The sequence below is a fragment of the Salmonirosea aquatica genome (assembly GCF_009296315.1).
Classification (GTDB): domain Bacteria; phylum Bacteroidota; class Bacteroidia; order Cytophagales; family Spirosomataceae; genus Salmonirosea; species Salmonirosea aquatica.
On record NZ_WHLY01000002.1, the window covers coordinates 822,843 to 846,095 of the forward strand.

Annotated in this window: 24 protein-coding genes; 10 read left to right on the forward strand and 14 right to left on the reverse strand. The window is 50.5% G+C overall.

The features are described 5' to 3' along the window. Positions 1-2: 2 nt before the first annotated feature. From GBK04_RS04450 to GBK04_RS04460, 3 genes are all read left to right on the forward strand, one after another. On the forward strand, positions 3-719 hold the full coding sequence (locus GBK04_RS04450) for a hypothetical protein (RefSeq protein ID WP_152757205.1): 717 nt from the start codon (positions 3-5) through the stop codon (positions 717-719). Between the two features lie 19 nt (positions 720-738). After that, positions 739-2,118: a hypothetical protein gene (locus GBK04_RS04455; RefSeq protein ID WP_152757207.1), complete on the forward strand. Its 1,380-nt coding sequence runs from the start codon at positions 739-741 to the stop codon at positions 2,116-2,118. 85 nt (positions 2,119-2,203) lie between these two features. Next, a complete protein-coding gene (locus GBK04_RS04460; protein WP_152757209.1) occupies positions 2,204-3,169 on the forward strand; it encodes a hypothetical protein in 966 nt (321 codons plus the stop codon). Between the two features lie 73 nt (positions 3,170-3,242). Here the strand turns inward: GBK04_RS04460 and GBK04_RS04465 are convergent, their stop codons facing one another. Continuing rightward, positions 3,243-3,761, reverse strand: a complete 519-nt coding sequence (locus tag GBK04_RS04465) for a fasciclin domain-containing protein (protein ID WP_152757211.1) — start codon at positions 3,759-3,761, stop codon at positions 3,243-3,245. A gap of 213 nt (positions 3,762-3,974) precedes the next feature. Between GBK04_RS04465 and GBK04_RS04470 the strand changes: the two genes are divergently transcribed. From GBK04_RS04470 to GBK04_RS04485, 4 genes are all read left to right on the forward strand, one after another. Then, entirely contained in the window at positions 3,975-5,459 is a 1,485-nt protein-coding gene (locus GBK04_RS04470; RefSeq protein ID WP_152757213.1) for an acyl-CoA synthetase, read from the forward strand. A gap of 73 nt (positions 5,460-5,532) precedes the next feature. Beyond that, positions 5,533-5,919: a malonate transporter subunit MadL gene (gene madL, locus GBK04_RS04475; RefSeq protein WP_152757215.1), complete on the forward strand. Its 387-nt coding sequence runs from the start codon at positions 5,533-5,535 to the stop codon at positions 5,917-5,919. Then, positions 5,903-6,661 (forward strand): malonate transporter subunit MadM, encoded by a 759-nt coding sequence (madM, locus tag GBK04_RS04480; RefSeq protein WP_152757217.1) that lies wholly within the window; start codon positions 5,903-5,905, stop codon positions 6,659-6,661. Before madL ends, madM begins: the two co-directional genes overlap by 17 nt. Before the next feature lie 196 nt (positions 6,662-6,857). Next, positions 6,858-7,178, forward strand: coding sequence for a heavy metal-binding domain-containing protein (locus GBK04_RS04485; protein WP_152757219.1), 321 nt, complete (start codon positions 6,858-6,860; stop codon positions 7,176-7,178). A 17-nt stretch (positions 7,179-7,195) separates the two neighbouring features. On the opposite strand, the gene metF is transcribed toward GBK04_RS04485, so the two are convergent. The 5 genes from metF to GBK04_RS04510 form a co-directional block, all read right to left on the reverse strand. After that, a complete protein-coding gene (metF, locus tag GBK04_RS04490) occupies positions 7,196-8,152 on the reverse strand; it encodes a methylenetetrahydrofolate reductase [NAD(P)H] (protein WP_152757221.1) in 957 nt (318 codons plus the stop codon). A 241-nt stretch (positions 8,153-8,393) separates the two neighbouring features. Further along, entirely contained in the window at positions 8,394-8,777 is a 384-nt protein-coding gene (locus GBK04_RS04495; RefSeq protein WP_152757223.1) for a hypothetical protein, read from the reverse strand. 50 nt (positions 8,778-8,827) lie between these two features. Further along, entirely contained in the window at positions 8,828-9,394 is a 567-nt protein-coding gene (locus tag GBK04_RS04500) for a lipocalin family protein (protein WP_152757225.1), read from the reverse strand. 7 nt (positions 9,395-9,401) lie between these two features. Beyond that, entirely contained in the window at positions 9,402-9,686 is a 285-nt protein-coding gene (locus GBK04_RS04505) for a hypothetical protein (protein WP_152757227.1), read from the reverse strand. A 452-nt stretch (positions 9,687-10,138) separates the two neighbouring features. Beyond that, positions 10,139-10,594: a GNAT family N-acetyltransferase gene (locus tag GBK04_RS04510; RefSeq protein WP_152757229.1), complete on the reverse strand. Its 456-nt coding sequence runs from the start codon at positions 10,592-10,594 to the stop codon at positions 10,139-10,141. Between the two features lie 120 nt (positions 10,595-10,714). On the opposite strand from GBK04_RS04510, the gene GBK04_RS04515 reads away from it, so the two are divergent. After that, a complete protein-coding gene (locus GBK04_RS04515) occupies positions 10,715-11,428 on the forward strand; it encodes a YebC/PmpR family DNA-binding transcriptional regulator (RefSeq protein ID WP_152757231.1) in 714 nt (237 codons plus the stop codon). A 62-nt stretch (positions 11,429-11,490) separates the two neighbouring features. Here the strand turns inward: GBK04_RS04515 and GBK04_RS04520 are convergent, their stop codons facing one another. Both GBK04_RS04520 and metH read right to left on the reverse strand, forming a co-directional pair. Further along, positions 11,491-11,943, reverse strand: a complete 453-nt coding sequence (locus GBK04_RS04520) for a transcription elongation factor (protein WP_373330711.1) — start codon at positions 11,941-11,943, stop codon at positions 11,491-11,493. Positions 11,944-12,020: 77 nt separating this feature from the next. Beyond that, positions 12,021-15,836 (reverse strand): methionine synthase, encoded by a 3,816-nt coding sequence (metH, locus tag GBK04_RS04525; RefSeq protein WP_152757233.1) that lies wholly within the window; start codon positions 15,834-15,836, stop codon positions 12,021-12,023. A gap of 274 nt (positions 15,837-16,110) precedes the next feature. Here metH and GBK04_RS04530 point away from each other — a divergent pair, with 274 nt between their 5' ends. Beyond that, the gene (locus GBK04_RS04530; RefSeq protein ID WP_152757235.1) at positions 16,111-16,572 is read left to right on the forward strand and encodes an Lrp/AsnC family transcriptional regulator; all 462 of its coding nucleotides are present in this window, start codon (positions 16,111-16,113) and stop codon (positions 16,570-16,572) included. Here GBK04_RS04530 and GBK04_RS04535 read toward each other — a convergent pair. The 6 genes from GBK04_RS04535 to GBK04_RS04560 all read right to left on the reverse strand — a co-directional run bounded on the left by GBK04_RS04535 (position 16,544) and on the right by GBK04_RS04560 (position 22,473). Further along, positions 16,544-17,443, reverse strand: a complete 900-nt coding sequence (locus GBK04_RS04535) for a flavin reductase family protein (protein WP_152757237.1) — start codon at positions 17,441-17,443, stop codon at positions 16,544-16,546. The two genes, GBK04_RS04530 and GBK04_RS04535, sit on opposite strands and share 29 nt — an antisense overlap. Before the next feature lie 11 nt (positions 17,444-17,454). After that, on the reverse strand, positions 17,455-18,705 hold the full coding sequence (gene fahA, locus GBK04_RS04540) for a fumarylacetoacetase (RefSeq protein ID WP_152757239.1): 1,251 nt from the start codon (positions 18,703-18,705) through the stop codon (positions 17,455-17,457). Next, positions 18,702-19,145, reverse strand: coding sequence for a MarR family winged helix-turn-helix transcriptional regulator (locus GBK04_RS04545; RefSeq protein ID WP_152757241.1), 444 nt, complete (start codon positions 19,143-19,145; stop codon positions 18,702-18,704). The genes fahA and GBK04_RS04545 overlap by 4 nt, the downstream gene beginning before the upstream one ends. Positions 19,146-19,244: 99 nt before the next feature. Beyond that, on the reverse strand, positions 19,245-19,979 hold the full coding sequence (locus GBK04_RS04550) for a phenylalanine 4-monooxygenase (protein ID WP_152757243.1): 735 nt from the start codon (positions 19,977-19,979) through the stop codon (positions 19,245-19,247). 172 nt (positions 19,980-20,151) lie between these two features. After that, complete coding sequence (gene hppD / locus GBK04_RS04555; protein ID WP_152757245.1) at positions 20,152-21,282, reverse strand: 4-hydroxyphenylpyruvate dioxygenase; 1,131 nt, start codon at positions 21,280-21,282, stop codon at positions 20,152-20,154. A gap of 24 nt (positions 21,283-21,306) precedes the next feature. After that, positions 21,307-22,473 (reverse strand): homogentisate 1,2-dioxygenase, encoded by a 1,167-nt coding sequence (locus tag GBK04_RS04560; RefSeq protein WP_152757247.1) that lies wholly within the window; start codon positions 22,471-22,473, stop codon positions 21,307-21,309. Between the two features lie 291 nt (positions 22,474-22,764). Here GBK04_RS04560 and GBK04_RS04565 point away from each other — a divergent pair, with 291 nt between their 5' ends. Beyond that, positions 22,765-23,235, forward strand: a complete 471-nt coding sequence (locus GBK04_RS04565; protein WP_152757249.1) for a hypothetical protein — start codon at positions 22,765-22,767, stop codon at positions 23,233-23,235. The last annotated feature ends 18 nt before the right edge of the window (positions 23,236-23,253 follow it).

Here is a 23,253-nt window from a genome sequence, read left to right on the forward strand (position 1 = left end):
CTATGAAAATCTTTCAAATTCTACCGGTTCTCATTTTACTTTCTGGGATTACCAAAGCCCAATTCAATGCGGGAGAACGTTTCGTGACAGGAGATGTCAACATTTCTCTAAACGATAATAAACATGTCAATCCTAACTCGACCCCCCACTATGGCACCTACGGGTATAATGTTAGTGCTAGCCTGGGACATTTCACCACGGACAACAAAGCAGTTGGCTGGACCCTCAATCAATCCCTGTCGCTGATTAATTATGACGATTGGTTCGGTACCTACGCAGCCCCGCGCACTTTACAGGGTTTTGGCGTGGGAATAGGTCGATTCGTAGAGTATTATAAACCGATTTCCGAAAAACTGGCGCTTTATATTCGTCCCAGCCTTGGGCTGACCTATCAGTTGGAGAACCAGGATAACCGCCAGAATGGCGATATTATTGTCATTAGAAACCAGAGCAATACACTTACTTCGGGTATAAACCTCAGTGCAGGAATTGCCTGGCGTTTGGCATCCCGGTGGGCTTTGTACGGTGGGTTTGCCTTCGCTAATCCTGTCAGCATTTCCTACGGATGGCAAAATTCTGAATCTTACCAGCAGAGTTCCCCACAAACAGGGTCTACAAAAACAGAAGGAAGCTTTTTTAAATATAATTTCTCCCCTACCCTTTCTTCGGGTAACATTAGTCTAGGTTTTCGCTATTTTTATACGAGAAATAAAATCTAACACTTTATGTACCCACACCATGAAGCGCTCCGTCAAGTACCTCGCCTGGATGTTGCTGATGGTCTGCTGTGCGGGCTGTCAGTTTCTGCTGTTTGACCCTCTGCCCGGCGGAAAGCCACGTATTGTTTCCATTCATATTCCCGGAATCCCGCCGGAAAACATTTCGATTGATCAGGAGAGGTACCTTATTCACGTGAAGGTACCCGAGCGGATGCCACCCGGTTCATCGGTTCCCGACATAAAGGTGAGCGGGAAGGTATATGCCGGAACGAGCCACCTCTCCGGTGCCATTTTCGTGCAGGACTCTCTGGTGTACCGACAAATCCCGCTTTACGAAATAGGTACCTTTACCAACAAAACAAATTCTCAGAAGATCGCCGCTATCTACCGCGTCGACCTAATCCCGCAGGGGCCGCTGGAAATCGACCCGGAGAAGCTTGCGCAAATGTCGTCCCATGAGGTAGGTTCCTGGCTTCTTCACATTCCCTTCAAAAACCTGTACGCCAACGCGCTGCCCGTCCAGACTCGTTTCATCAATCGCGAAACGAAGGAAGTTTCGGTGTACGATAGTACCTCGCCCAACCTGCTCTACTACGGAAACCCTTATGTACGGATGATGAGCCGTTCGTGGGGGACTAGTGCCGAGCAGTTGAATATGCTGAATGTAGACGTGATTGATTTCGCTGCCAAGGTGATTCCCGGTACCTATGATGTGGAATTTGTGACCAAAGACGGAGACGTGCTCAAGGTACCCCAACCGATCACCTTCCAGCTAAACCTGGTGCGGATAAATGGTTGGGAATCGGATGAGGTACCCCGCCTGCGTCCGGGCGAAACCTACGTTCTTACGGGGCGCAACCTGTTTGCCAACGATATTTCGGTTACGGTATTGGACTCGAACGATCGGGTGGTTGAGGTACCTGAGGTGGAATTTGACCCCTACGGTACCCGAATGGGTTTGAAGCTACCCACTTCCATCAAACAGGGACATTACGCGGTTCGAATCATCAGTAAAGCCACTCAAATCCAATATTGCCGCCAAATCCATGTGACTCCCCTACCCCTCGCTCCTTTGGAGATCAGTCGCATCAGTCCCCCTTCCATCGCCTGTTCCATTCAGGGCCCGCTCGTGCTGGACCGAACTGTTTATACCCAACTACTAGTCCAGGGAACCGCGGCGCGCGCCCAACTGAAACTGGTGGCCGTGCAGGACTCAGCCCGCGTGCATTCTGTCTTTATCGGCTCGCCTACACCTTCGGAAGACAAAACAAAATTCAGGCTACGTACCTTAATCCAAATCCCTTCGGGCATGTACCATGTATCGGTGCAGGTGATTAATGAATTCGGCAGCATAGTCCAGGAAGGCCCACCCTACTGGCGCGTGGTGGAGGTACGCTGAATTTCCGTAAAGAAAATGCGTCCTTAATACTTGAAAATCAGACCCATCTTATTATTATTATACACCATCCAACCGAGCTGCACGTATGAAAACGAAATCTGTAAGGTACCTTGCCATCGCGCTGCTGGCACTAGCAGGCTGTAAACCTGAGAAAGACGGTGTTTTTTATCTGGACCCTATGCCCGTTTTTGAAGAGAAAAAAGGCAGTCCATTGGCGTCTGATTCGATCAATGCCTACAGGCCCGTCATCGGAGCGGCTAATGTGGAGCGGGCCTTTCCTTTTGGAACAGTCAATGAACCCGTTGGGGTGAGGCTTTTAGAAGTTATTGAAAAGGTCACCAATTCCATCACCAATCCCAGTGAACGGTACAACGACAAGACAATTTACGAATATGGTGCTTCGGGAAATTTGGTTAAGAAAATCCGCCAAACTACCAAAGGCATGATTTGGGACATCAATACCTATGAGCCTAATGCGGAAGGAAAAATTCAAATAGCTACCAAAGTCAATACGGGGATAGACTATTTCAGAGGAGAATTAAACGAACTGAGTCTGTTTGGCAACACGCTGTATGAATCCACCGACGAGGATTTTTCCTGGGGCCTGAAATCCTTTCAGCGCTATTATAGCAATAATCAGAATTCACCTATTGAGCGCACCCGGCTGGGTTTTGATGCCAAAGGGCAGTTGGTTTGGGAAGAAGGAATATATCTGGATGCCGCCAGTTCACGAATAACCTCATACAAACTCTACAAACGGGATGCGAATGGCAATGCTACCTTCACGAGATACGTGAATGGTAATTATCCGATCACGGAACACAAAATGACCTACGACGACAAGCCGAATCCCTACCGCACTACGGGGGATATTTTGCTGCCGGAAGTCACCAATTCCAATAACATCCTGACACAGCAGATCATTGAAAACGGAGTAATCACGACATTCCGTTACGAGTACGAATATCGGCCCAATGGGTACCCCTCGCGGGTACAAACCTATAAAAACGAAGAATTAATTAGCACCAGAGAGTTTCAATACAATCAGTAACAGCACAAGAATGCCCCGGCCTGATTGAGCCGGGGCATTTCACATTCACAACCCTTAATTTTTTGGCTTTTACTTACTTCGATGGCATCAGTACCGTGTCGATCGAATGTACCACGCCATTGGTAGCCTTGATGTCGGCCGTGTTAACTGTGGCCATACCGCCCTTGGCATCTTCGAGCATTACTTTTCCATCCTTCATCCGTACAGTCAGCATACCACCATTTACGGTTTTTATTTCCTGTCCATCCTTCAAATCACTGGACATCACCGATCCCTGCACCACGTGGTAAAGCAGGATACCCGACAGCATCTTTTTGTTTTCGGGCTTCAAAAGTGTCTCTACCGTACCCGCCGGAAGCGCTTCGAACGCGCTGTTCTCGGGAGCAAACACCGTAAAAGGGCCCGCCTTAGTAGCCTGATCGGCCAAACCAGCCGCTTTCAAAGCCGCTAGGAGCGTCGTGTGGTTTTCGGACATTCCGGCACTACCCGCCAGGTCTTTCCCCGTCATAGTTTGCGCATTCGCACACAGCATCACTCCGCAAGCTAACAGCATCATGGTGCCAATTTTCATCCATCCCAGTTTCGTCTTCATTTTGCAAGTTTGTTTAAAGTGTAAGCGTTATTGCTTATCATTATTACACTCACAACCTAATGTTTTTTTATTTTGTTTAATTTATTTATATAAATACTTAAACAAAATTATCTCTATACTAAGACCGCCTGCTAAACCCACGACTCCAAGTAAAGCTGGTACAGGATTAACTTATTACCTTTACGCGTTCGAGGAAACCTTATCAGCCACTTTATGCTCCAACTGATTACAAACGCCAGTCAATATCTCAGTAACCCCGCTATTGTGGCCGAGAACAGGGTATATTCCTACCATGATCTCTTGGAAGCTTCCGCACAGATGGCATCCCTACTCCTTGGGGACGCTTCTGACTTGCAGGAAACCCGGATCGCTTACATGGTCACGCCCGGTTTCGACTACGTCCGGACGCAGTGGGGAATCTGGCGCGCGGGAGGAATTGCCGTTCCGTTGTGTACTACCTACCCCCTACCCGCTTTACAATATGTCATCGAGGATACGGGGGCCGAGATTGTCATCGCCAGCCAGGAGTACCTTTCCATTTTGGCCCCTCTAGCCCACGAAAAAGGATTTCGATTTATTATTCTGGGAGGGGTAGAAGACGAAAGTGTGCAGCTGAACCCTCTGCCTGAGCTTACCCCCGACCGCCGGGCCATGATTCTGTATACCAGCGGTACTACTAACCTGCCCAAGGGCGTGGTTACTTCCCACGCCAACCTGAACGCGCAGATTTCGACCCTGGTGGAAGCCTGGCGCTGGTCCTTCTCCGACCATGTTCTATGTATCCTACCCCTGCATCATGTACATGGTATCATCAATGTGGTATCCTGTGCATTATGGTCCGGGGCAACCGTAGAATTTCTCACCTCCTTTTCGGCGGAGGGAGTTTTCGATGCTTTTCTGAAAGGGGAGATCAATGTATTCATGGCCGTGCCAACGATCTACTTCAAGCTAATTGCCTACTGGGAGAGCCTGCCACCCGACGATCAAAAACGGTTGTCAGAATGCATGGCCAAGTTCCGCCTGATGGTATCGGGTTCGGCCGCCCTTCCCGTATCTGTCATGAAAAAATGGAAGGATATAAGTGGACATACACTGCTGGAGCGCTACGGCATGACCGAGATTGGCATGGGGATCAGCAATCCCTACCAAGGCGAGCGCCGGGCCGGCCACATCGGGCAGCCTCTACCGGGTGTAAAAATCAGACTAGTGGACGAACAGGATCAGGTGCTGGCTTCCCGGCAACCGGGCGAAATTCAGGTAAAAGGACCTGGGGTATTCCGGGAATACTGGAACAAACCCGAGGCCACGCAAAAGGCTTTCACCGAAGACCGGTGGTTCAAGACGGGCGACATAGCGCTGGTAGAAGATGGCTACTACCGGATTCTGGGCCGCGACTCGATTGATATCATCAAGTCGGGCGGATATAAGATTTCCGCGCTTGAAATTGAGGAGGTACTTCGCACGCACCCCGCCATTGCCGATTGCAGCGTAGTGGGCATTCCCAACGAGGAGTGGGGCGAGTTGGTGGCCGCGGTGCTGGTTCTACAGGATTCCACGCTGGATGTCGCTACCCTTACGACCTGGCTTCGGGAGCGAATCCCGGCCTACAAGACTCCGCGTCAGTATAGGATTGTGATCGACCTACCCCGCAATGCCATGGGCAAAGTGACTAAAAACGATTTGAAAAATATATTCTAGTTACTATTATCTCCCGGAGGTACCGCTACCTTCATTTTCGATTCCCCATGCTCTGCAATAACAATTCTACGAGATGATCATATATGGTGTGGCCCTATTGGCTTTTTGTTACGTGGTCGGGCAACTAGTGGGTGAGTACCTGGGATTGCTCATCGGGGTGGATGCCAACGTAGGAGGGGTCGGCTTTGCCATGCTCCTGCTGGTAGTGCTGCACGACTGGCTGCACAAAAAAGGGCGGCTAGACCTACCTACCGAAGACGGGATTTACTTTTGGAACCAGATGTATATCCCCATCATTGTAGCCATGGCAGCCATCCAAAACGTAAAATTGGCCGTATCCAGCGGTCTGGTTGTTCTATTGGCCGGTAGCGTTCCGGTGGTAGTTTGTCTCGCTGTACTTCCCCTGCTTTCCCGCTTGTCCAAACCTACCTCTAAGCGCCCGTATGGAAATTCTGAATAAGTTTCTGGACAAAAACGGGTTGATTTTCGCTTTCCTGGTCGTAGGTGTGATTGTCTACGGGTCAGGGCTGATCTCGAAAAAACTAACCAACCATAAAATACCGGGGTCGGCCATCGCCATCATTATTGGACTGTTGCTGGCCTACCTGGGCGGCCTGTATTCGGGCGGGCAAAAGGGATTGGCCGATGTCCCCCTCTTTTCGGGCTTTGGGCTCATGGGTGGGGCTATGTTCCGCGATTTCGCCGTTGTCTCCACTGCCCTGGGTGCCAGTCTGCTGGTGATGCGAAGCACGGGGTGGATCGGAGCGCTCTCTCTACTACTGGGTACCCTACTTTCGTTTCTGGGAGGCGTGGGCGTGGCGCTGCTCTGGGGCTATACCGATGCTGTCAGTCTCACTACCCTCGGAGCAGGAGCCTGTACCTACATCGTGGGGCCGGTGACCGGTGCCGCCATTGGAGCCAGTTCAGAAGTGATTGCGCTTAGCATTGCGGCCGGAGTAGTCAAGACCATCGTCGTGACCATAGGTACCCCCTTCATTGCCAAATACATCGGTCTTAACAATCCGCATACGGCCATGATTTTCGGCGGACTCATGGGTACCACCAGCGGGGTGACCGCAGGCCTGGCTGCTACCGATCCGAAACTGGTACCCTACGGAGCCCTGACGGCTACTTTTTATACGGGCTTAGGATGCCTGATGTGCCCTTCGGTACTATACCTGCTGATGCGGATGGCCTTCTGAAAGTCTGTTTCAACACCATCGAATACCCTTACAGGCACCTCACGCCCAATTCATTGCTGAAAAGTTTTCAATGCTCAATTACCACTGCTCTTGGGCTGCAACCAAAAAAAAACACCTGAGGCCGTTAATCCCATTTACAGGCTGCTTTTCCGATACTCCTCTGTAATTTTCCTGCAAGAATCCTAAACTGATCCCTATGCTCGTAATCACTACCTCAAGCGTTGAAGGCAAAAAAATAATCAAGTACATCGGCATCGTCAACGGCGAGGCCATCATCGGTGCCAATGCCGTCAAGGATTTCTTCGCGGGAGTCCGCGATGTGGTCGGTGGGCGCGCCGGTTCTTACGAACAGAGCCTGCGCGAAGCCAAAAGCATCGCCATTCGGGAAATGATGGATCAGGCGCAACGTCTGGGCGCGAATACCATCATCGGGGTAGATCTCGACTATCAGGCCATCGGCAGCAATGGCTCCATGATCATGGTAAGTGCCAACGGTACCGCGGTGATCGTAGAGTAGGGTAAAAAAAGCAGAACTCAGAAAACGCCCCGCGCGATCTGCAGCACGTTATCCGATTTGCCCATGGTGTAGAAATGCAGCACGGGTATCCCGTATTCAATCAATTCCCGACACTGCTGAATACCCCACTCTACCCCTACCTGCCGTACCTGCTGGTCGGTTTCGCATTGTTCAGCGGCCCGAACCAGATCTTCTGGCATATCGAGGTGGAAAATCCGGGGTAGTACGGTGAGTTGCTTTTTGGTAGCAAGAGGTTTTAACCCGGGAATAATCGGAACGGTAATCCCCTCCGCGCGGCAACGCTCCACAAACTTGAAGTACCGCTGATTATCAAAAAACATCTGGGTTACGATGTAGTCAGCGCCAGCCTCCACCTTTTTTTTGAGGTACCCGAAATCGGTATCATAATCGGTCGCTTCAAAATGCTTTTCAGGATAACCCGCCACGCCAATGCAGAAATTGGTAGGCGAAGCCTGAGTTTCCTCGTGCAGAAGTACCCCCTGATTCATCCCGCACACCTGCCGGATCAAATCCGAAGCGTAGGCATGTCCACCCTTTTTGGCCGTGAAAACACCCGCCGATTTTTCGGGATCGCCCCGCAGCACCAGCACGTTGTCAATCCCCAGGTAGTGCAGGTCGAAGAGCATGTCCTCGGTTTCTTCCCTGGTGAAGCCTCCACAGATTACATGGGGCACGGCATCGACCCGGAATCGCTCCATCAGCCGGGCGCATATGCCCACCGTGCCAGGTCGCTTGCGAATGGGTATGCGGAGCACCGATCCATCGGAATTATGCTTGTCAATGAGTTCCTCACGGTGGTAAGTGACATCCACAAAGGGCGGCTTGAATTCCATCAGCGGATCGATGGAGTCGAGCAATTGGTTGATATTTTGCCCTTTCAGGGGTGGGATAATTTCGATTGAAAAAAGCGGCTTGCCAGCGGCCTGTTGAATATATTCGGTGACTTTGGTCATGAAGAACAACAAAAAATAGCTTATTTATCACCGCAAAATAAGTGATAAATAAGCTAAATAGGGTAGATTAGGTACCTTAAAATCAGAATCCGGTTTTCTTTAAAACCATCCCATTCCTTAACTTTTATCTGAATAAATAAAAAATTTTAGATAAAAAGTCTGCACTTTAACTAGGTACTTAGACAAAGATTGTCCTTTAAAAAAGATATTCTATCTACTCCCATGCAGGAGCAGCCGATACCTATTCAGGAGTACCTTTTCCTGGGCTCGTGGCTATGGAAGTCAGAACTATAGGTTGGCACTTCCATTTTTCGTTGGGATAAATTTCTTTTTGCTCAGCACTGAACACAACCCGCAGACTATCCTGCAAAAAAGAAGCGGGCAGATTGCAGGCACAGTAGGGGGTACCTGCAACGACGGGATAATAAATTGTCGCCTCGGTTTCACTCCCGGCCGTCGTCAGTACGATAATCCCTTCCACCTTATCGAAGGTATCGATCGTTTTGCGGGAACTGTAATAACAGTCGTCGGTTGGCAAGGCATCGGCAGCCGGATCATCTTTTCCGGACTCACAAGCCAGTAGCGACCCCAATAGGGCTATCGCAAGCAATGGTCTTTTTAGCATATCCATGTTTTTTTACCGAAGACACACGCCGATAAAAAAAGGTTGGAATGTCAGGACTGCGGCAGGCAGTTTTTTTGTTCGGTTCGCCTCAATTTGCTTACATCAAATCCCTTCTCCGTGGCAATTGCCGTCAGCTGGTCAAAGGTACCTTCCGAAAGTTGGGGCAAACGGCTCAAAATCCACAAATACTTGCGGGTAGGTTCACCCACCAGGGCATAGGAATAGTCGTCGGCCAGCGCAATGATGAAATAGTCGCCTTTAAAAGGCCAGAAAAACTGGACGGCTAATTGTGCATTGGTCGTCTCGTCCTGAACAATGGCTTTGCCAGAGGCTTTTTCCCATTTTTCTTTTTTAGCATTGTAACAGCGGTTGTCCACCCGTATGGTACCGTCGTCGTTAAGGGTATACTCGGCAGTCGTGCAAGTGCAGTTTTTCTCGAAGCGCGCCGGAAACGCCGCTATTTCGTACCATTTGCCCAGGTATCGCGACAAATCCACTTTTTGGACCGTCTCCAACGGCTTGTTGCGACGGAAAGATGAAGCAACTAGGGCGATACCACCCAGTACCGAACCTGCCACCAGAACACGTGTAAGATTTTTCTTCTGAGTTTCTTTCATTGTATTCTTATTTGTTGGTCTTTTTAGCCTCCTGTTCGTCTTCGGCTATATTCTTTTTTTCCACAGGTACATCGACGGCCGTTTCATTGTAGCCCCGGTGATCGTTCATGTTGTGCTTTTCAAATTCCTTCTTCGCTTCATGATCGAGCTGCCCGGCGGGCTTGGCCGAATCGTCCAGGTGTTTTTTATCATTTTCTGGCCCGGAAGGTACGGGCGTTCCCGTCGCAACGTGCTTTAGCTGTTCGGGGTGGTCTTTTTCGTTAACCGTCTCTTTTTTAGGGTTCGTTTCCATGATTCATGTGCTTGTTTATGCAGAGGTACCTTCGATAGCCGTACTGCGTAACTATAAAAATCAGCAAATTGTATTCCATTGTCCGGCTTTGCATGCAGAAATCCGGAGTAGAGGTGCTAACACAGGGGGTAGAAAATAAAAATAGTCTACCGCATGACAGTAGACTATTCGATGTAAACCCTCCTCTATCTGTGATATCATAAAAGCTCTTTATAAAAAGTCGCTTATTTACGCTTAACACAGGTGTCAATAGCTTGACGATTAATAGTTTTAAAATCATTATGCCTAAAATATATACTTCGAAGGTTATTTTTTCATAAAAATCTCAAAATCAGTTATTTAAGTCCAATTATTTAGAATATTGTATTGAACGCGATAGGAATATACGGTGGAAAAACAAGGTAAAAAAAATCCTCACTTTCCATTTTTTTTGCCCAATATTGTCCCCACTCCTAGCTTAAGGTTCTGGTCATGGGAATATGTTCAATACCATCTTCCAGGTAAGCATCGCCCGATTGTAGAAAGCCAAATGATTCGTAAAAAGCCTGTAGATATGATTGTGCACCGATTTGAATAGGAGACTGGCCGTATAAATGATACATTTCAACCAAAGAGCGCTGCATCAGTTCCCGTCCCTTGCCAAAACGGCGGGCATTCAATGCAGTTGCCACCCGACCGATCGAAGGGTGCCGATAGATGACTCCCGGAGGTACCAGCCGGGTGTAAGCCAACAGGCAGCCGGTTTCACCGAAGCCAAGCAGGTGGTGGCAAAGCGGGTCTTTCCCGTCCAGATCAGGAAAAGGGCAGTTTTGTTCTACAATAAAAACCTCGTTGCGTAAGCGTAGCAACGCGTAGAGTTCTTCGACAGTGAGTTGGGGAAAGGATTTGAGTATCCAGTGAACCTGCATGGCTTCGGAAGGGTGAGATTAGTTGGCGGAGTACGCTTGGGTTTTGTAATTTTGCAAAAAATACCGGGAGTGAAAAAAATATTCACTCCTTCATTCATTATAACATTCACTCATTAGCTAATGGGAAGAGCATTTGAATATAGGAAGGCCCGCATGTTCAAGCGGTGGGACCACATGGCCAAAACCTTCACCCGTATTGGGAAAGACATTACACTGGCCGTGAAAGCAGGTACCGACGATCCGGCGACCAACTCCCGGCTGCGGGTGTTGCTCCAGAACGCCCGGGCGGCCAACATGCCTAAAGACACGATTGAACGGGCCATCAAACGCGCAACGGCCAAGGATCAGGACGACTATAAGGAAATGGTGTATGAAGGCTATGGCCCGCACGGAGTAGCTATTCTGATCGAAAGTACCACCGACAACCCTACTCGCACGGTGGCTAATATCCGCAGCTATTTCAACAAGTTGGGGGGTAGCCTGGGTACCATGGGTATGCTGGATTTCCTTTTTGACCGAAAGTGCATCTTCAAAATCGCCAACAAAGGACAGGATATCGAAGAGCTGGAGCTGGAATTGATCGACTACGGTGCCGAGGAAGTATTTCTGGACGAAGAGAAGGACCAGATCAATATTTACGGCGAATTTGCTTCTTTCGGAACCTTGCAGTCCTACCTTGAAGGAAAAGGTATCGAGATCCTCGAAGCAGATTTTGAACGGATTCCGAGCGACACCAAATCGTTGAATGAAGAAGAAACCGCCGAAATTGAAAAACTCATCGAGCGCATCGAAGAAGATGACGATGTGCAGCGGGTGTACCACAATATGGCGTAAATAGCTATCGGCTAAGAAAAAATGAGTTCTCTAACGAGACGGTACCCTACTGGTCCGTTTCGTTAGAGAATTTCCTCGATTTTTCGATTTTTAGCTTTGAACAAAAAAGTGTCCTTCACTTCTTTTCCAATCAGTGCCTGTCCTATGGGGGTAGCTGCCGACACAGCCAGGATAGTCTCACCTTTTAGGTTGATGGCTCCGGCACTCACGGCAATGAAAAAGTACCCGGCTGTAGTTTTTACGAGTGAGCCTGTCGCCACTCGCTCATAGGTACCTGATCCGTTCACAGCCTGCAGCCGTTCCAGAATCGTGCGTTCCTGCCGGGCCTGCTCGTACTGCCGCGCATGCATATTGCGGTCAAGTTGACCCATCGAACGTGATGTTTCGTACTTGTCGCCCGCCGAGCTTTTGCTTTGGTCGTTGGCCGATTCCTGCGCGGCTTCCATGGCATTCCAGGCGACGGCCATCCGGTCGTCGAGCATGGCAATGAGGTGCTCAATAAGGTGTTGTTTCAATTCCAATTTGTTGCGATTTCCAAAGGTACCTTCACAAGATAGTGAAAAAATACTAGGTGTGGAAGTGACCGGACGAATCAATAGGCCAGCACGGGCGACAGCCATTTTTCCACGTCTTCCACCGACATACCCTTACGCCGGGCGTAGTCTTCCACCTGATCTTTATGAATTTTTCCGACCGGGAAATAACGGCTATCAGGATGGGAAAAGTACCAGCCACTCACGCTGCTAGCCGGGTACATAGCGTAGCTTTCCGTGAGGGTAATGCCCAGTCGCTCAGCATCCAGCAATTCAAATAAAGCCCGCTTTTCGGTATGGTCGGGACAGGCTGGGTAGCCCGGCGCGGGACGGATGCCCTGGTACTTTTCCTTGATGAGCGCCTCGTTGTCCAGGGTTTCATCGGCGGCATAACCCCAGAATTCCTTGCGGACACGGACGTGCATCAGTTCGGCAAAGGCTTCGGCAAGGCGGTCGGCCAACGACTTGACCATGATACTGTTGTAGTCGTCGTGTTCGCGTTCGTACTTGTCCAGCAACGTCTCGATCCCAAGGCCGGCCGTTACGGCAAAACCGCCGATGTAGTCGGTATGGCCGCTTTCGAAGGGCGCTACAAAGTCGGAAAGACAGTAGTTGGGTAGGTTGGCGGCTTTCTGGCTTTGCTGCCGCAGATGATGCAGTACAGTGAGGGTATCGGCCACTAGTTCTCCACCCGTTTGAGAAACAGGGCTTACTTGCCCCGCTACTTCTTCAGCGTTCCGGCGGCTTATTTTGTACTCGATGTGCGTATGCGAACCGTGTCGTTCGCAGGGTACCTCTTGGCTTAGTTCCTCAAAATCATGCAGCAGGATATCGTCCTCAATCCGGTTAGCAGGCCAGAAGCCGATCACGGCGTTGGCCTGTAACGATTTGTCCCGGATGATTTCACCCAGCAATACCGCCGCATCTTCATATAACTTCTGAGCCTCCTGACCCACCACTTTATCTTCAAAAATGGCCGGAAACTTGCCGTGCAACTGCCAGGTCTGGAAGAAGGGCGTCCAGTCGATGTATTTAGCGATTTCGGCCAGATCGTAGTTTTCCAAAGTCCGGGTACCCAGGAACTGCGGACGAGTCGGAACGAAGTCATTCCAGTCTATTTTCACCGCGTTGGCGCGGGCCGCTTCAATTTTAAGGTGTTGCTTGTCAACCTGACGCTTCGCGTGATCCTCGCGCAATTGAGCGTACTCAGCTTTTATGTCGCTCAGTACTTCAGCCTGGCTCTTGTCGCTTTGGGTCAGTTTGCCCGCCACAGGTACCGAGCGCGAAGCATCCAGCACGTGGATGACCGGCCCGGAATAGTGCGGATCGATCTTGACAGCGGTATGGATGCGGGACGTAGTAGCCCCGCCGATAAGGAGTGGCATGGTCATACCCCGGCGTTCCATTTCCTTGGCTACCCCTACCATTTCGTCCAGCGAGGGTGTAATCAGGCCCGAAAGACCGATGATATCCACATTATGTTCTTTAGCAGCCGCCAGGATTTTATCGGTAGGTACCATCACACCCAGGTCGATGATTTCGTAGCTGTTGCAACCCAGCACCACGCCTACGATGTTTTTACCAATGTCGTGCACATCGCCTTTTACCGTAGCCAACAGGATTTTACCCACGGCTTTGGCTTCGACACTTTTATCCGCCTCGATGAAAGGCTGCAGGTAGGCCACGGCTTTTTTCATCACCCGCGCCGACTTTACCACCTGCGGCAGGAACATTTTGCCCTCACCAAACAAATCGCCCACGATACTCATGCCATCCATGAGCGGGCCTTCAATGACTTCCAGCGGGCGGTCAAACAAGTGTCGGCATTCCTCCACATCCTCATCGATATAGTCGGCAATGCCTTTCACCAGCGAGTGAGAGATACGCTCTTTGATGGGAAGCTCACGCCAGGTAAGGTCTGGTCCGGTTTGCGCTTTTCCCTTATCTTTAACCGTTTCGGCAAAGGTCACGAGTCGTTCGGTGGCATCAGGACGGCGGTTGAGCAGTACGTCCTCCACCAGTTCCAAGGTTTCTTTGGGGATCTCGTCATAAATGCCGATCTGCCCGGCGTTCACGATGCCCATGTCCAGCCCAGCCCGGATGGCATGGTACAGAAAAGCCGTGTGGATGGCTTCGCGGATAGGCTCGTTGCCCCGGAAACTGAACGATACGTTGGATACGCCGCCCGATACCTTGGCGTAGGGTAGGTTTTCCTTAATCCAGCGCGTGGCGTTGATGAAGTCCACAGCATAGTTGTTATGTTCCTCCATACCCGTAGCGACGGTCAGGATATTGGGGTCGAAAATGATGTCCTCGGCAGGAAAACCCACTTCATTGACCAGAATATTGTAGGCCCGCTGACAGATTTCGATCCGGCGCTCGTAGTTGTCGGCTTGTCCGTCTTCATCAAAAGCCATCACCACCGTAGCCGCGCCGTAGCGCAGTACCGTACGGGCGGTTTCTTTAAACTTCTCTTCGCCTTCTTTGAGCGAAATAGAGTTCACAATCGCTTTACCCTGCACACATTTCAGGCCCGACTCGATAACCTCCCATTTGGAGGAATCCACCATGATGGGTACCCGCGAAATATCCGGCTCGGCGGCGATCAGGTTCAGGAAAGTCTTCATGGCTTCCACGCCGTCGATCATGCCCTCGTCGAGGTTGATGTCCAGAATCTGCGCGCCGTTTTCAACCTGTTCGCGGGCGATACTGAGGGCAGCATCGTAGTTGCCCTCGCGTACCAACCGGGCAAACTTCTTGGAGCCTGTCACATTACAGCGTTCACCGATATTGACAAAGTTGGCATCAGCTGTAATTTTGACGGGTTCCAGACCCGAAAGCTTCATGTTTTTGGCAAAGGTAGGTAGCAGGCGCGGCCGGAAACGGGCCGCCAGATCGGCAATGACCCGGATATGGGCGGGCGTCGTACCACAGCAGCCTCCGATGATATTGATCAGATTATCTTTCAGAAATCCTTCGATCACGGCCCCCATTTGCTCGGGGCTCTCGTCGTACTCACCCATTTCGTTGGGTAGGCCCGCATTGGGGTGCGCCGAAGTATTGAAGGGCGATTCGTTGGCCAGCATCTGCACGTAGGGCCGCATCAGATCGGCACCCAGGGCGCAGTTCAGTCCCACCGAAAGCAGGGGTAGGTGCGAGACAGATGTCAGGAACGCTTCGGTGGTCTGCCCCGAAAGGGTACGGCCCGAGGCATCGGTAATGGTACCCGACACCATAATGGGTAGCGGCTTGTGCTGGAGATTTTCAACAAAAAATTTATCAATGGCAAACAAGGCTGCCTTCGCATTCAGGGTGTCAAATATGGTTTCTACCAACAACAGGTCGGCCCCACCATCTACCAGGCCACGGACTTGCTCGTAATAAGCAGCCACCAGTTGATCGAACGTGATGGCGCGGTAGCCGGGATTATTCACATCGGGCGAAAGGGAGGCGGTGCGGTTGGTGGGTCCCATGGAACCCGCCACGAAGCGTGGCTTATGCGGCTCTCGGGCCGTGAATTCGTCGGCTACCTCACGCGCCAGCCGTGCTGACTCGTAGTTGAGTTCGTAGACAAACTCCTCCATCGCATAGTCGGCCATGGCAATGCTGGTACCCGAAAACGTGTTGGTTTCGGCAATATCGGCGCCTGCTTCAAAGTAGGCGGCGTGAATTTCTTTGATGATGTCGGGGCGCGTCAGCGACAGCAAGTCGTTGTTACCCTTCACATCGTGGGGCCAGTCTTTGAAGCGCTCGCCCCTATAGTCCTCGTCTTCCAGCTTGTAGCGCTGGATCATGGTACCCATCGCACCATCCAGCACCAGGATACGGTTTTTAAGAATCTCGCGGATATCGTTTTTTACAATTGCAGTGGTCATATCGTCTTTGAAGCGTAGAAAGTAACGGAGGCTACCTTTGTTTTATACTATAACCACAAAAATACGATGCTTTGAAGCAAATTGAGAATTAGTGCGTATTATTGGTTATTCTATCTGGCAATGGATGCGAACTCACATATTTTACCTCGAAATTTGCTGGATTCAAGATTTTTTGGAAATTTTATCTAGCTACTCCTACCCTTTCTTTTTTCAAACCGCATTAATACAATCCTGTTCATTATCCATTTTTGACCTTCCATGATTCACTGAATAAATGCATACACTAGACGATACCGATCGGGCCATACTGCACTACTTACAGGAAGATGCGACCCTGAAAACCAGAGAACTAGCCGCCCGGCTCAACCTCTCCTACACACCTGTGTACGAGCGCGTCCGGCGATTGGAACGGGAAGGGGTCATCCGAAAATATGTGGCGCTGATCGACCGGGAAAAGGTAGGTAAGAAACTGATGGTTTTCTGTCAGATTGCTCTGAAAGAGCACTCGCTGGCGATGGGGGAGAAATTTGTGGAAGCGATCATGGCCATTCCCGAAGTACTGGAATGTCACAATATATCAGGCGATTATGATTTTCACCTCAAAATTCTGGTCAATGACATGCCGGAGTACCAGCAGTTTCTGATGCAGAAGCTAGGCTCGCTGGAAAACATTGGCAGTACCCACAGCCTGTTCGTGATGGGGGAAATCAAGAATAATTCGGTGATTGGGGTGTAGCGGCCAGCAGCACCGTTAGCAAAGCCTCCCGTACAAGCCCCTTTTGTAACAACTGAAGTGCATGGTTATGCAACAAATCGGGTAGGTACTGGCAACCTAGCCGCGCCTCTTCGCGCAAAGCCTGAATAGCTTCGGTGCCGCTGAAAGATTCAACTTCTGATATATCAGGTAGTTGTGTCAGGCTACCCAACTGCCCCAGGTCATTACCAGTCAAAATTTTAGAGTTACGCACCGACGCGGGCAATGCATCCACACCGATGCCGTACTGCGGACGGGGTACCTCAAAGAGCGCTCCACCACTTGCCCGCGCGTACCAGTCGCCGCCCATCCGGGCCACCCAGTCAGTGCGGGTCTGGTCGATCTGGCCGTTTTCATCCAGTATATGTTCGGCAAAATGCGCTAGTACCACCTCCGCCAGCACGAGTACCATGGTACCTATTTCTTTTATTTCCAACACCTTGCACTCAAACTGCGCCGGAGATTCGGCCACTCGGGGCGGCTGTACCCGCTCGGAAGGTACCCTGGTGAAGCCCGCCTTGGCGAACTCGTTGATGCCCCGCTCGTATTCGGCGCTGCTCAGCGACATCTGCTGCACCATCTCGAACGTAACCATATTTATGACCACCTCGGGTACCTCAAAAAGATTCAACGCGGTATCTTTATAAGAATTATCGCGTCCGCGCCGTCCGGGCGAAAACACCACAATCGGCGGATCGATGCCCACATAATTGAAGAAACTGAACGGGCTAAGGTTCACATTGCCATTTTTGTCTATTGTACTGGCCAGCGCAATGGGGCGCGGTGCTACCGCCGACGTCATGTATTTGTAAAAGGCGCGGGAGCCGATCGTATCGGGAGTGATGGTTTTCATAGCCAAGAATTTTAGTTTTCAGATTCTGGCGAATCCAGAATGCTACCCCGCACTTCACCAAATCCGACCCGCACATCACCGCGCCCGGCATGACCGCGCATGATCACTTCGTCGCCATGCTGCAGGTAGGTACGTTCAGTTCCATCCGTCAGGCGAATCGGCTTCTTGCCGCCCTCGGTCAGTTCCAGCAGGCAACCGCTGCCGTCCGGTCCACTGATGGTACCCGTTGCCAGTAAATCGCCTACCCGCAGGTTGCAACCCGACACGGTATGGTGGGCGAGTTGTTGCCGGATGTTCCAATACACGTACCGGGCGCTGGTACGGCAGACCACGGTTTCACTCACGTCCTGAGGCTTGATCGCCACTTCCAGATTCAGATCAAAATTCAAAGCGCCACTGGTTCTCAGATACGGCAGCGGTTCGGGATTTTGTTCCGGGCCCGCTACCCGAAAAGTTTCCAGCGCATCGAGTGTCACGACCCAGGGTGATAGGGACGAGGCGAAATTTTTGCTCAAAAAAGGCCCCAGTGGCTGGTATTCCCACCGTTGGATATCCCGCGCCGACCAGTCGTTGAACAGCACGCAACCAAAGATGTACTCCTCGGCTTCTTCCACGGAAACAGGTACCCCAAGTTTTGAGTTTTTGCCAATTACAAACCCCAGCTCCAGCTCATAGTCCAGCGCCTGGGTAGGTTGGAAAATGGGCACCTCGGCTCCCATCGGCAGAACCTGGCCATTGGGACGGTTGATAGGGGTACCCGACACCACAATGGACGACGACCGACCGTGATAGGCTACGGGTAAATGCTTCCAGTTGGGTAGCAAGGGGTTGTTGGGGCGGAACAATTGGCCGACCTGGGTGGCGTGTTCCAGGCTGGAATAAAAATCGGTGTAGTCGCCAATAGCGACGGGCAGGTGCAATTGGGCGATGGCTTGTGGTACAAGTACCTCAGCCGCCAGTTTGTGCAAAAAAGAATCGGTTTGGGTAAGCTGCCGTTGCAAAATTTCCCGTATTCGACGGGCAGCAGGCCGTCCCAGCGACATAAGAGGATTAAGGGTAGGGTGCTGAAAAACAGAAACCGCCACTCCTGCCTCGGACATAACCCCAAGCTGAGCCGCGGTGCTCATATCGATAATAAAATCCCCAATGGCTACCCCTACCCTGGGCTGTTCTAATCCGGTGCTGAAAACCCCAAAGGGTAGGTTGTGCACGGAAAAATCAGAGTCGGAAGCAACGGGGAGCCACGAAGCAGGCAATGTCATTCGGAATTACTGAAGTTGGCATAGATCGAATCCATGATGCGTACAAATTGCTGATAGTCAGCCTCATTCAACTCTCCCCAACCTTTTCGGCGGATTTCGGCTACCACCGGAAAGGCTTCATCTCGGATTTGTAATCCCTTCTTGGTCATGTGGATGTTGAACTTACGGCGATCACCCGCCGCCATCCGGCGCTCCACAAAGCCTTTCTTTTCCAATAGATCAATGATGCGAGTTACCGTCGGGGGATCTTTGTAGGTAACCTCGGCTAAAGCATTCTGACTGATCCCCTCATCCCGGGAAATATGGTCTATCAGTACCCACTGATCCACGGTCAGGTCGATGCCGCTTTCATTCAGCATTTTCTGGAGGGAACTGCGGATTTTTTTAATGGTGGTATCGATCTTGAAGAAATAGGCGCGTTGGTCGGAGTGATGCGTCATGATACGGTTAGGGGATTCAGGACTGTATATAAATCCTACAAATATACTAGGCGGAAACTATTGTCTTACTAATAAAACACTATTTTTTTTGCGATTCATTTAGTGAACGGAGCTATTTTGTGCAATATTCTCCAAGAATCCCTCAATTTCCGGAACCGAATCAAATAACTGTTCGTACGAATCGATTACAAAATAATGATCCTGAAACCGATCTATGTGGTAAGGCGTCTGCAGGAGCTTCGCAACATCAAAGTCAAGCTTAGGTACCTCCTGCTGTAAACAATACGCACTCTCGCCGGGCGACGAGATAATACCCCCTCCATAAATCTTCAATTCGCCCTTCTCGCGGATTAACCCGAACTCCACGGTGTACCAATACAGGCGCGAAAGGCGCTGCAGAGCATCCTCGTCATCAATAAAGCGCAGTGCCACCTTACTCAGGTTGGCCATAAAGTCGCAGAAAGCCTGATTACTCAGCAAGGGTACATGCCCGAATGTATCATGAAACATATCGGGCTCTTCCAGATAATCCAGCTGCTCAGGCTTGCGCAGCCAGGTCGAGGCTGGAAACTGCCGATCGGCCAAATGCTGGTAAAATTCCCTGTGCGGGATAAGGCCCGGCACCACATAAACTTCCCAGCCCGTGAGTTTTCGCAGCCGGGGATTGGTGTCCAGGGCAAAGTTGGGAATATGATCGGCTACGAAACCGACCTTTTCAATTCCGCTCAGGTAGGCTTCACTCGCAATGTGGGGAAGTTGCTCCATCTGCCGCTCAAAAAGCTTTTTCCACATGGCATGGTCGGCAGGAGTGTATTTGTTATAGGGCTGGTTCATTTTCAAAGGCAGAAAGTTCCTAAGGCACTTAGGCACAAAGGGGTTGATACTTATTTCCAAAACAAAGCACTACAGGGACCAAGTCAATTTTTAGTTTTATCCGATCCAATTCATTTCTGGATTGTCTAATTCACTCTGTGTCTCTGGTACTATGTCCCTTTGTCCCTCAAAATCATAAGGTACCCCGCAATTCCTGTTCCCGCTCAATGGCTTCGAAAAGGGCTTTGAAGTTTCCCTTGCCAAACGACCGGGCACCCTTGCGCTGGATAATTTCAAAAAATAGCGTCGGACGGGGCATAATGGGTTTGCTGAAAATTTGCAGCAGGTACCCCTCTTCGTCCCGGTCGACCAGGATACCCAGTTTGCGCAGCTCGTCCAGCTCTTCATCGATATCCCCCACCCGACTCAGCAGATCATCGTAGTAGGCTTGAGGTACCTGCAGGAATTCCACGCCGCGGTTTTTCAGATCGGTCACCGTTCCAACGATATCGTCGGTGGCTACCGCGATGTGTTGAATTCCGGGTCCGTCGTAAAAGTCGAGGTACTCTTCCACTTGTGATTTTTTACGTCCTTCGGCGGGCTCGTTAATCGGGAATTTGATGCGCCCGTTGCCATTGCTCATCACTTTGCTCATCAGAGCCGTGTAGTCGGTGGAGATATCTTTGTCATCAAAAGACACCAACTGACTGAATCCCATCACCTTGGCGTAGAAGGACGTCCAGGTGTTCATTTCGTTCCATCCTACGTTGCCCACCATGTGATCCACATAGTTCAATCCTACCGGAGCGGGCTGATAGTGAGGCTCCCAGACCTTAAAACCGGGCAGAAAAACACCGGCATAGGCTTTGCGCTCTACAAAAATGTGCACTGTATCGCCATAAGCCCGAATGCCCGAGCGTACCACGCGTCCCTGTCCATCTTCTTCCAGAGTAGGTGCCATAAAGGGTTTGGCACCTCTTTTCACCGTTTCTTGGTACGAGTAGGTAGCATCATCCACCCACAAGGCCACCACGCGCACTCCGTCGCCGTGGCGGTCGAGGTGTTTCCCGATTTCGGTACCCTTGACTAAGGGTGAGGTAAGTACGAGGCGGATTTTGCCCTGCACCACCACATACGATTCTTGGTCGTGTAGTCCGGTTTCCAGACCCGCGTGGGCCAACGGCTGAAAGCCGAAAGCAGTTTGAAAGTAGTGAGCAGCCTGACGGGCATTTCCCACGTAGAGTTCAAGGTAGTCCGTCCCGTTCAGCGGCAGGAAATCCTTAGTTGTTTCAATAGTTGGTTTGGTTAATTCCAGCGTTTCCATATCTCATATCTAATGATTCATAATTCACATCTCTTCACTCAGCCAGCTTTTATAGTATTTTCCATCATCAATTGCCATCGCCGCCTCCGTGAGCATCAGAGGTCGGAAGGTATCCACCATTACGGCCAGTTCATGGGTTTCTTTCTTCCCGATACTCCGCTCGTACGCGCCCGGATGCGGCCCGTGCGGAATGCCGCCGGGATGCAGGGTGAGGTACCCCGGTGCAATGTCGTTGCGGCTCATGAAATCGCCATCCACGTAATACAGTACCTCGTCAGAGTCAATGTTGCTGTGGTTATAAGGAGCCGGAATGGCCTTGGGGTGGTAGTCGTACATCCTCGGACAGAATGAACACACCACAAAAGCGTCGGTCTGGAACATCTGATGGACAGGCGGCGGCTGGTGTACGCGACCCGTAATGGGTTCAAAATCGTGGATGGATATACCCCAGGGGTAGTTGTAGCCATCCCAACCTACCACATCAAACGGATGCGTCGCGTAGGTGAGCGGGTGCAGGGCGTTCTGTTTTTTGATCCTGATCAGAAAATCACCCGTTTCGTCGTGGGTTTCCAGTTCGGTGGGTAGCTTGTAGTCGCGCTCACTGTAGGGAGCATGCTCTTTGAGCTGGCCAAAATGATTGCGATATCGGCGGGGCGTTTCCAGTGGCGCGTGCGATTCCAGGTACAGCAGGCGATTATCGGTACCATCAAAGTCAATCTGATAAATTATTCCGCGTGGAATAACCAAATAATCCCCGTACTCAAAAGCAATCGAGCCAAACATAGTCCGGAGTCTGCCGCTCCCCCTGTGTATAAAAAGAAGTTCATCGGCATCGGCATTCTTATAGAAATAGTCGGTCAGAGAGTGGCGTGGTGCCGCTACGCCAATCGTCACATCCCGGTTGACCAGCAGCGGCACGCGGCTGTCCAGAAAATCCTCCATCGGCTTCACCGAAAATCCAAGCAGTTTCCGCATGGTGAGATTATTCTCCACCACTACCTTCGGGCTGACATCCTGAGGTACTCCCACTCTCCTGACCTGCGTGGGCCTATGAACGTGGTAGAGCAACGATGACATACCCTCGAAACCCACCGTACCGAAAACCTGCTCGTAGTATAGCCCACCGGTTGGTTTCTCAAACTGCGTGTGGCGTTTGTGCGGAACGTTTCCTAAATGGTGATAAATCGGCATATTCCAATCAATGATGGTAATAAAAACGGTACAGTTGTTTAAGCAACAATTATACAGACAATTTATTATTCCAACAAATTTTTGAATTATTTTGTTTATTTGAAAACAAATCTTCTGGTACTTCGCAAGTATGTTTAGGCCTGATTCACAAGCAGAGGGCGAAATACCAGACGCGGAAAATGGAAAAAGGTGGATTGAGAAATATGACGAAGCGGCTGTTTGTCGTTATCCAAACTAAATAAATCACCCAACTGTATCAAATTAACTCCGTCTGATCATCAAATTTGCTCCATGAAAAAACTACTTGTATTGTTTCTGATTGTTTCAGTGGCTGCCTGCACGAATAAGGATGACGAGCCCAAGCCCGATTACGCCACCAACTTTGTGGGTGAATATTGGACCAATACGGCCGACGGGGCCAACTCCACGGCCCAGACCTGGGTAGTGACATCGACTACCGAGAACACGCTCAACATTGTGTATACCATTGATTATACCTTCAAGAACCAAGGTAAAGTGTTCACCAGCAAGGATGTATATCAGCTCAAAGACATTCAGGTACTCAATCCTGTTTCATTTAAGATTGATCAGGATGCTGAACTGAACGAAGATGGAACGCTGAAAACCCGCCATGTGTCGGGCGAAGCCACCAAGTCGAAGGATGGAAGCGGAGGCGAGAGTATAGGCATCACCCTCACTTTCAAAGATCCGGGAGCCACCACCACCACTTCTACGGATTTCCTGGAATTTAAGAAAAGATAAACCTACCTACCCCCACAA

Excerpts from the sequence above, each read along its gene's own strand:
- GBK04_RS04545 (WP_152757241.1), bottom strand. The coding sequence starts at position 19,145 with ATGACGCATCACTCCGACCAACGCGCCTATTTCTTCAAGATCGATACC.
- GBK04_RS04560 (WP_152757247.1), bottom strand. The coding sequence starts at position 22,473 with ATGCCGATTTATCACCATTTAGGAAACGTTCCGCACAAACGCCACACG.
- GBK04_RS04455 (WP_152757207.1), top strand. The coding sequence starts at position 739 with ATGAAGCGCTCCGTCAAGTACCTCGCCTGGATGTTGCTGATGGTCTGC.
- GBK04_RS04535 (WP_152757237.1), bottom strand. The coding sequence starts at position 17,443 with ATGAAAACCATCACTCCCGATACGATCGGCTCCCGCGCCTTTTACAAA.
- GBK04_RS04460 (WP_152757209.1), top strand. The coding sequence starts at position 2,204 with ATGAAAACGAAATCTGTAAGGTACCTTGCCATCGCGCTGCTGGCACTA.
- GBK04_RS04465 (WP_152757211.1), bottom strand. The coding sequence starts at position 3,761 with ATGAAGACGAAACTGGGATGGATGAAAATTGGCACCATGATGCTGTTA.
- GBK04_RS04500 (WP_152757225.1), bottom strand. The coding sequence starts at position 9,394 with ATGAAAGAAACTCAGAAGAAAAATCTTACACGTGTTCTGGTGGCAGGT.
- GBK04_RS04530 (WP_152757235.1), top strand. The coding sequence starts at position 16,111 with ATGCATACACTAGACGATACCGATCGGGCCATACTGCACTACTTACAG.
- GBK04_RS04470 (WP_152757213.1), top strand. The coding sequence starts at position 3,975 with ATGCTCCAACTGATTACAAACGCCAGTCAATATCTCAGTAACCCCGCT.
- GBK04_RS04565 (WP_152757249.1), top strand. The coding sequence starts at position 22,765 with ATGAAAAAACTACTTGTATTGTTTCTGATTGTTTCAGTGGCTGCCTGC.
- GBK04_RS04510 (WP_152757229.1), bottom strand. The coding sequence starts at position 10,594 with ATGCAGGTTCACTGGATACTCAAATCCTTTCCCCAACTCACTGTCGAA.
- GBK04_RS04515 (WP_152757231.1), top strand. The coding sequence starts at position 10,715 with ATGGGAAGAGCATTTGAATATAGGAAGGCCCGCATGTTCAAGCGGTGG.
- GBK04_RS04505 (WP_152757227.1), bottom strand. The coding sequence starts at position 9,686 with ATGGAAACGAACCCTAAAAAAGAGACGGTTAACGAAAAAGACCACCCC.
- GBK04_RS04450 (WP_152757205.1), top strand. The coding sequence starts at position 3 with ATGAAAATCTTTCAAATTCTACCGGTTCTCATTTTACTTTCTGGGATT.
- GBK04_RS04550 (WP_152757243.1), bottom strand. The coding sequence starts at position 19,979 with ATGAACCAGCCCTATAACAAATACACTCCTGCCGACCATGCCATGTGG.
- hppD (WP_152757245.1), bottom strand. The coding sequence starts at position 21,282 with ATGGAAACGCTGGAATTAACCAAACCAACTATTGAAACAACTAAGGAT.
- madL (WP_152757215.1), top strand. The coding sequence starts at position 5,533 with ATGATCATATATGGTGTGGCCCTATTGGCTTTTTGTTACGTGGTCGGG.
- metF (WP_152757221.1), bottom strand. The coding sequence starts at position 8,152 with ATGACCAAAGTCACCGAATATATTCAACAGGCCGCTGGCAAGCCGCTT.
- fahA (WP_152757239.1), bottom strand. The coding sequence starts at position 18,705 with ATGACATTGCCTGCTTCGTGGCTCCCCGTTGCTTCCGACTCTGATTTT.
- GBK04_RS04485 (WP_152757219.1), top strand. The coding sequence starts at position 6,858 with ATGCTCGTAATCACTACCTCAAGCGTTGAAGGCAAAAAAATAATCAAG.
- metH (WP_152757233.1), bottom strand. The coding sequence starts at position 15,836 with ATGACCACTGCAATTGTAAAAAACGATATCCGCGAGATTCTTAAAAAC.
- madM (WP_152757217.1), top strand. The coding sequence starts at position 5,903 with ATGGAAATTCTGAATAAGTTTCTGGACAAAAACGGGTTGATTTTCGCT.
- GBK04_RS04495 (WP_152757223.1), bottom strand. The coding sequence starts at position 8,777 with ATGCTAAAAAGACCATTGCTTGCGATAGCCCTATTGGGGTCGCTACTG.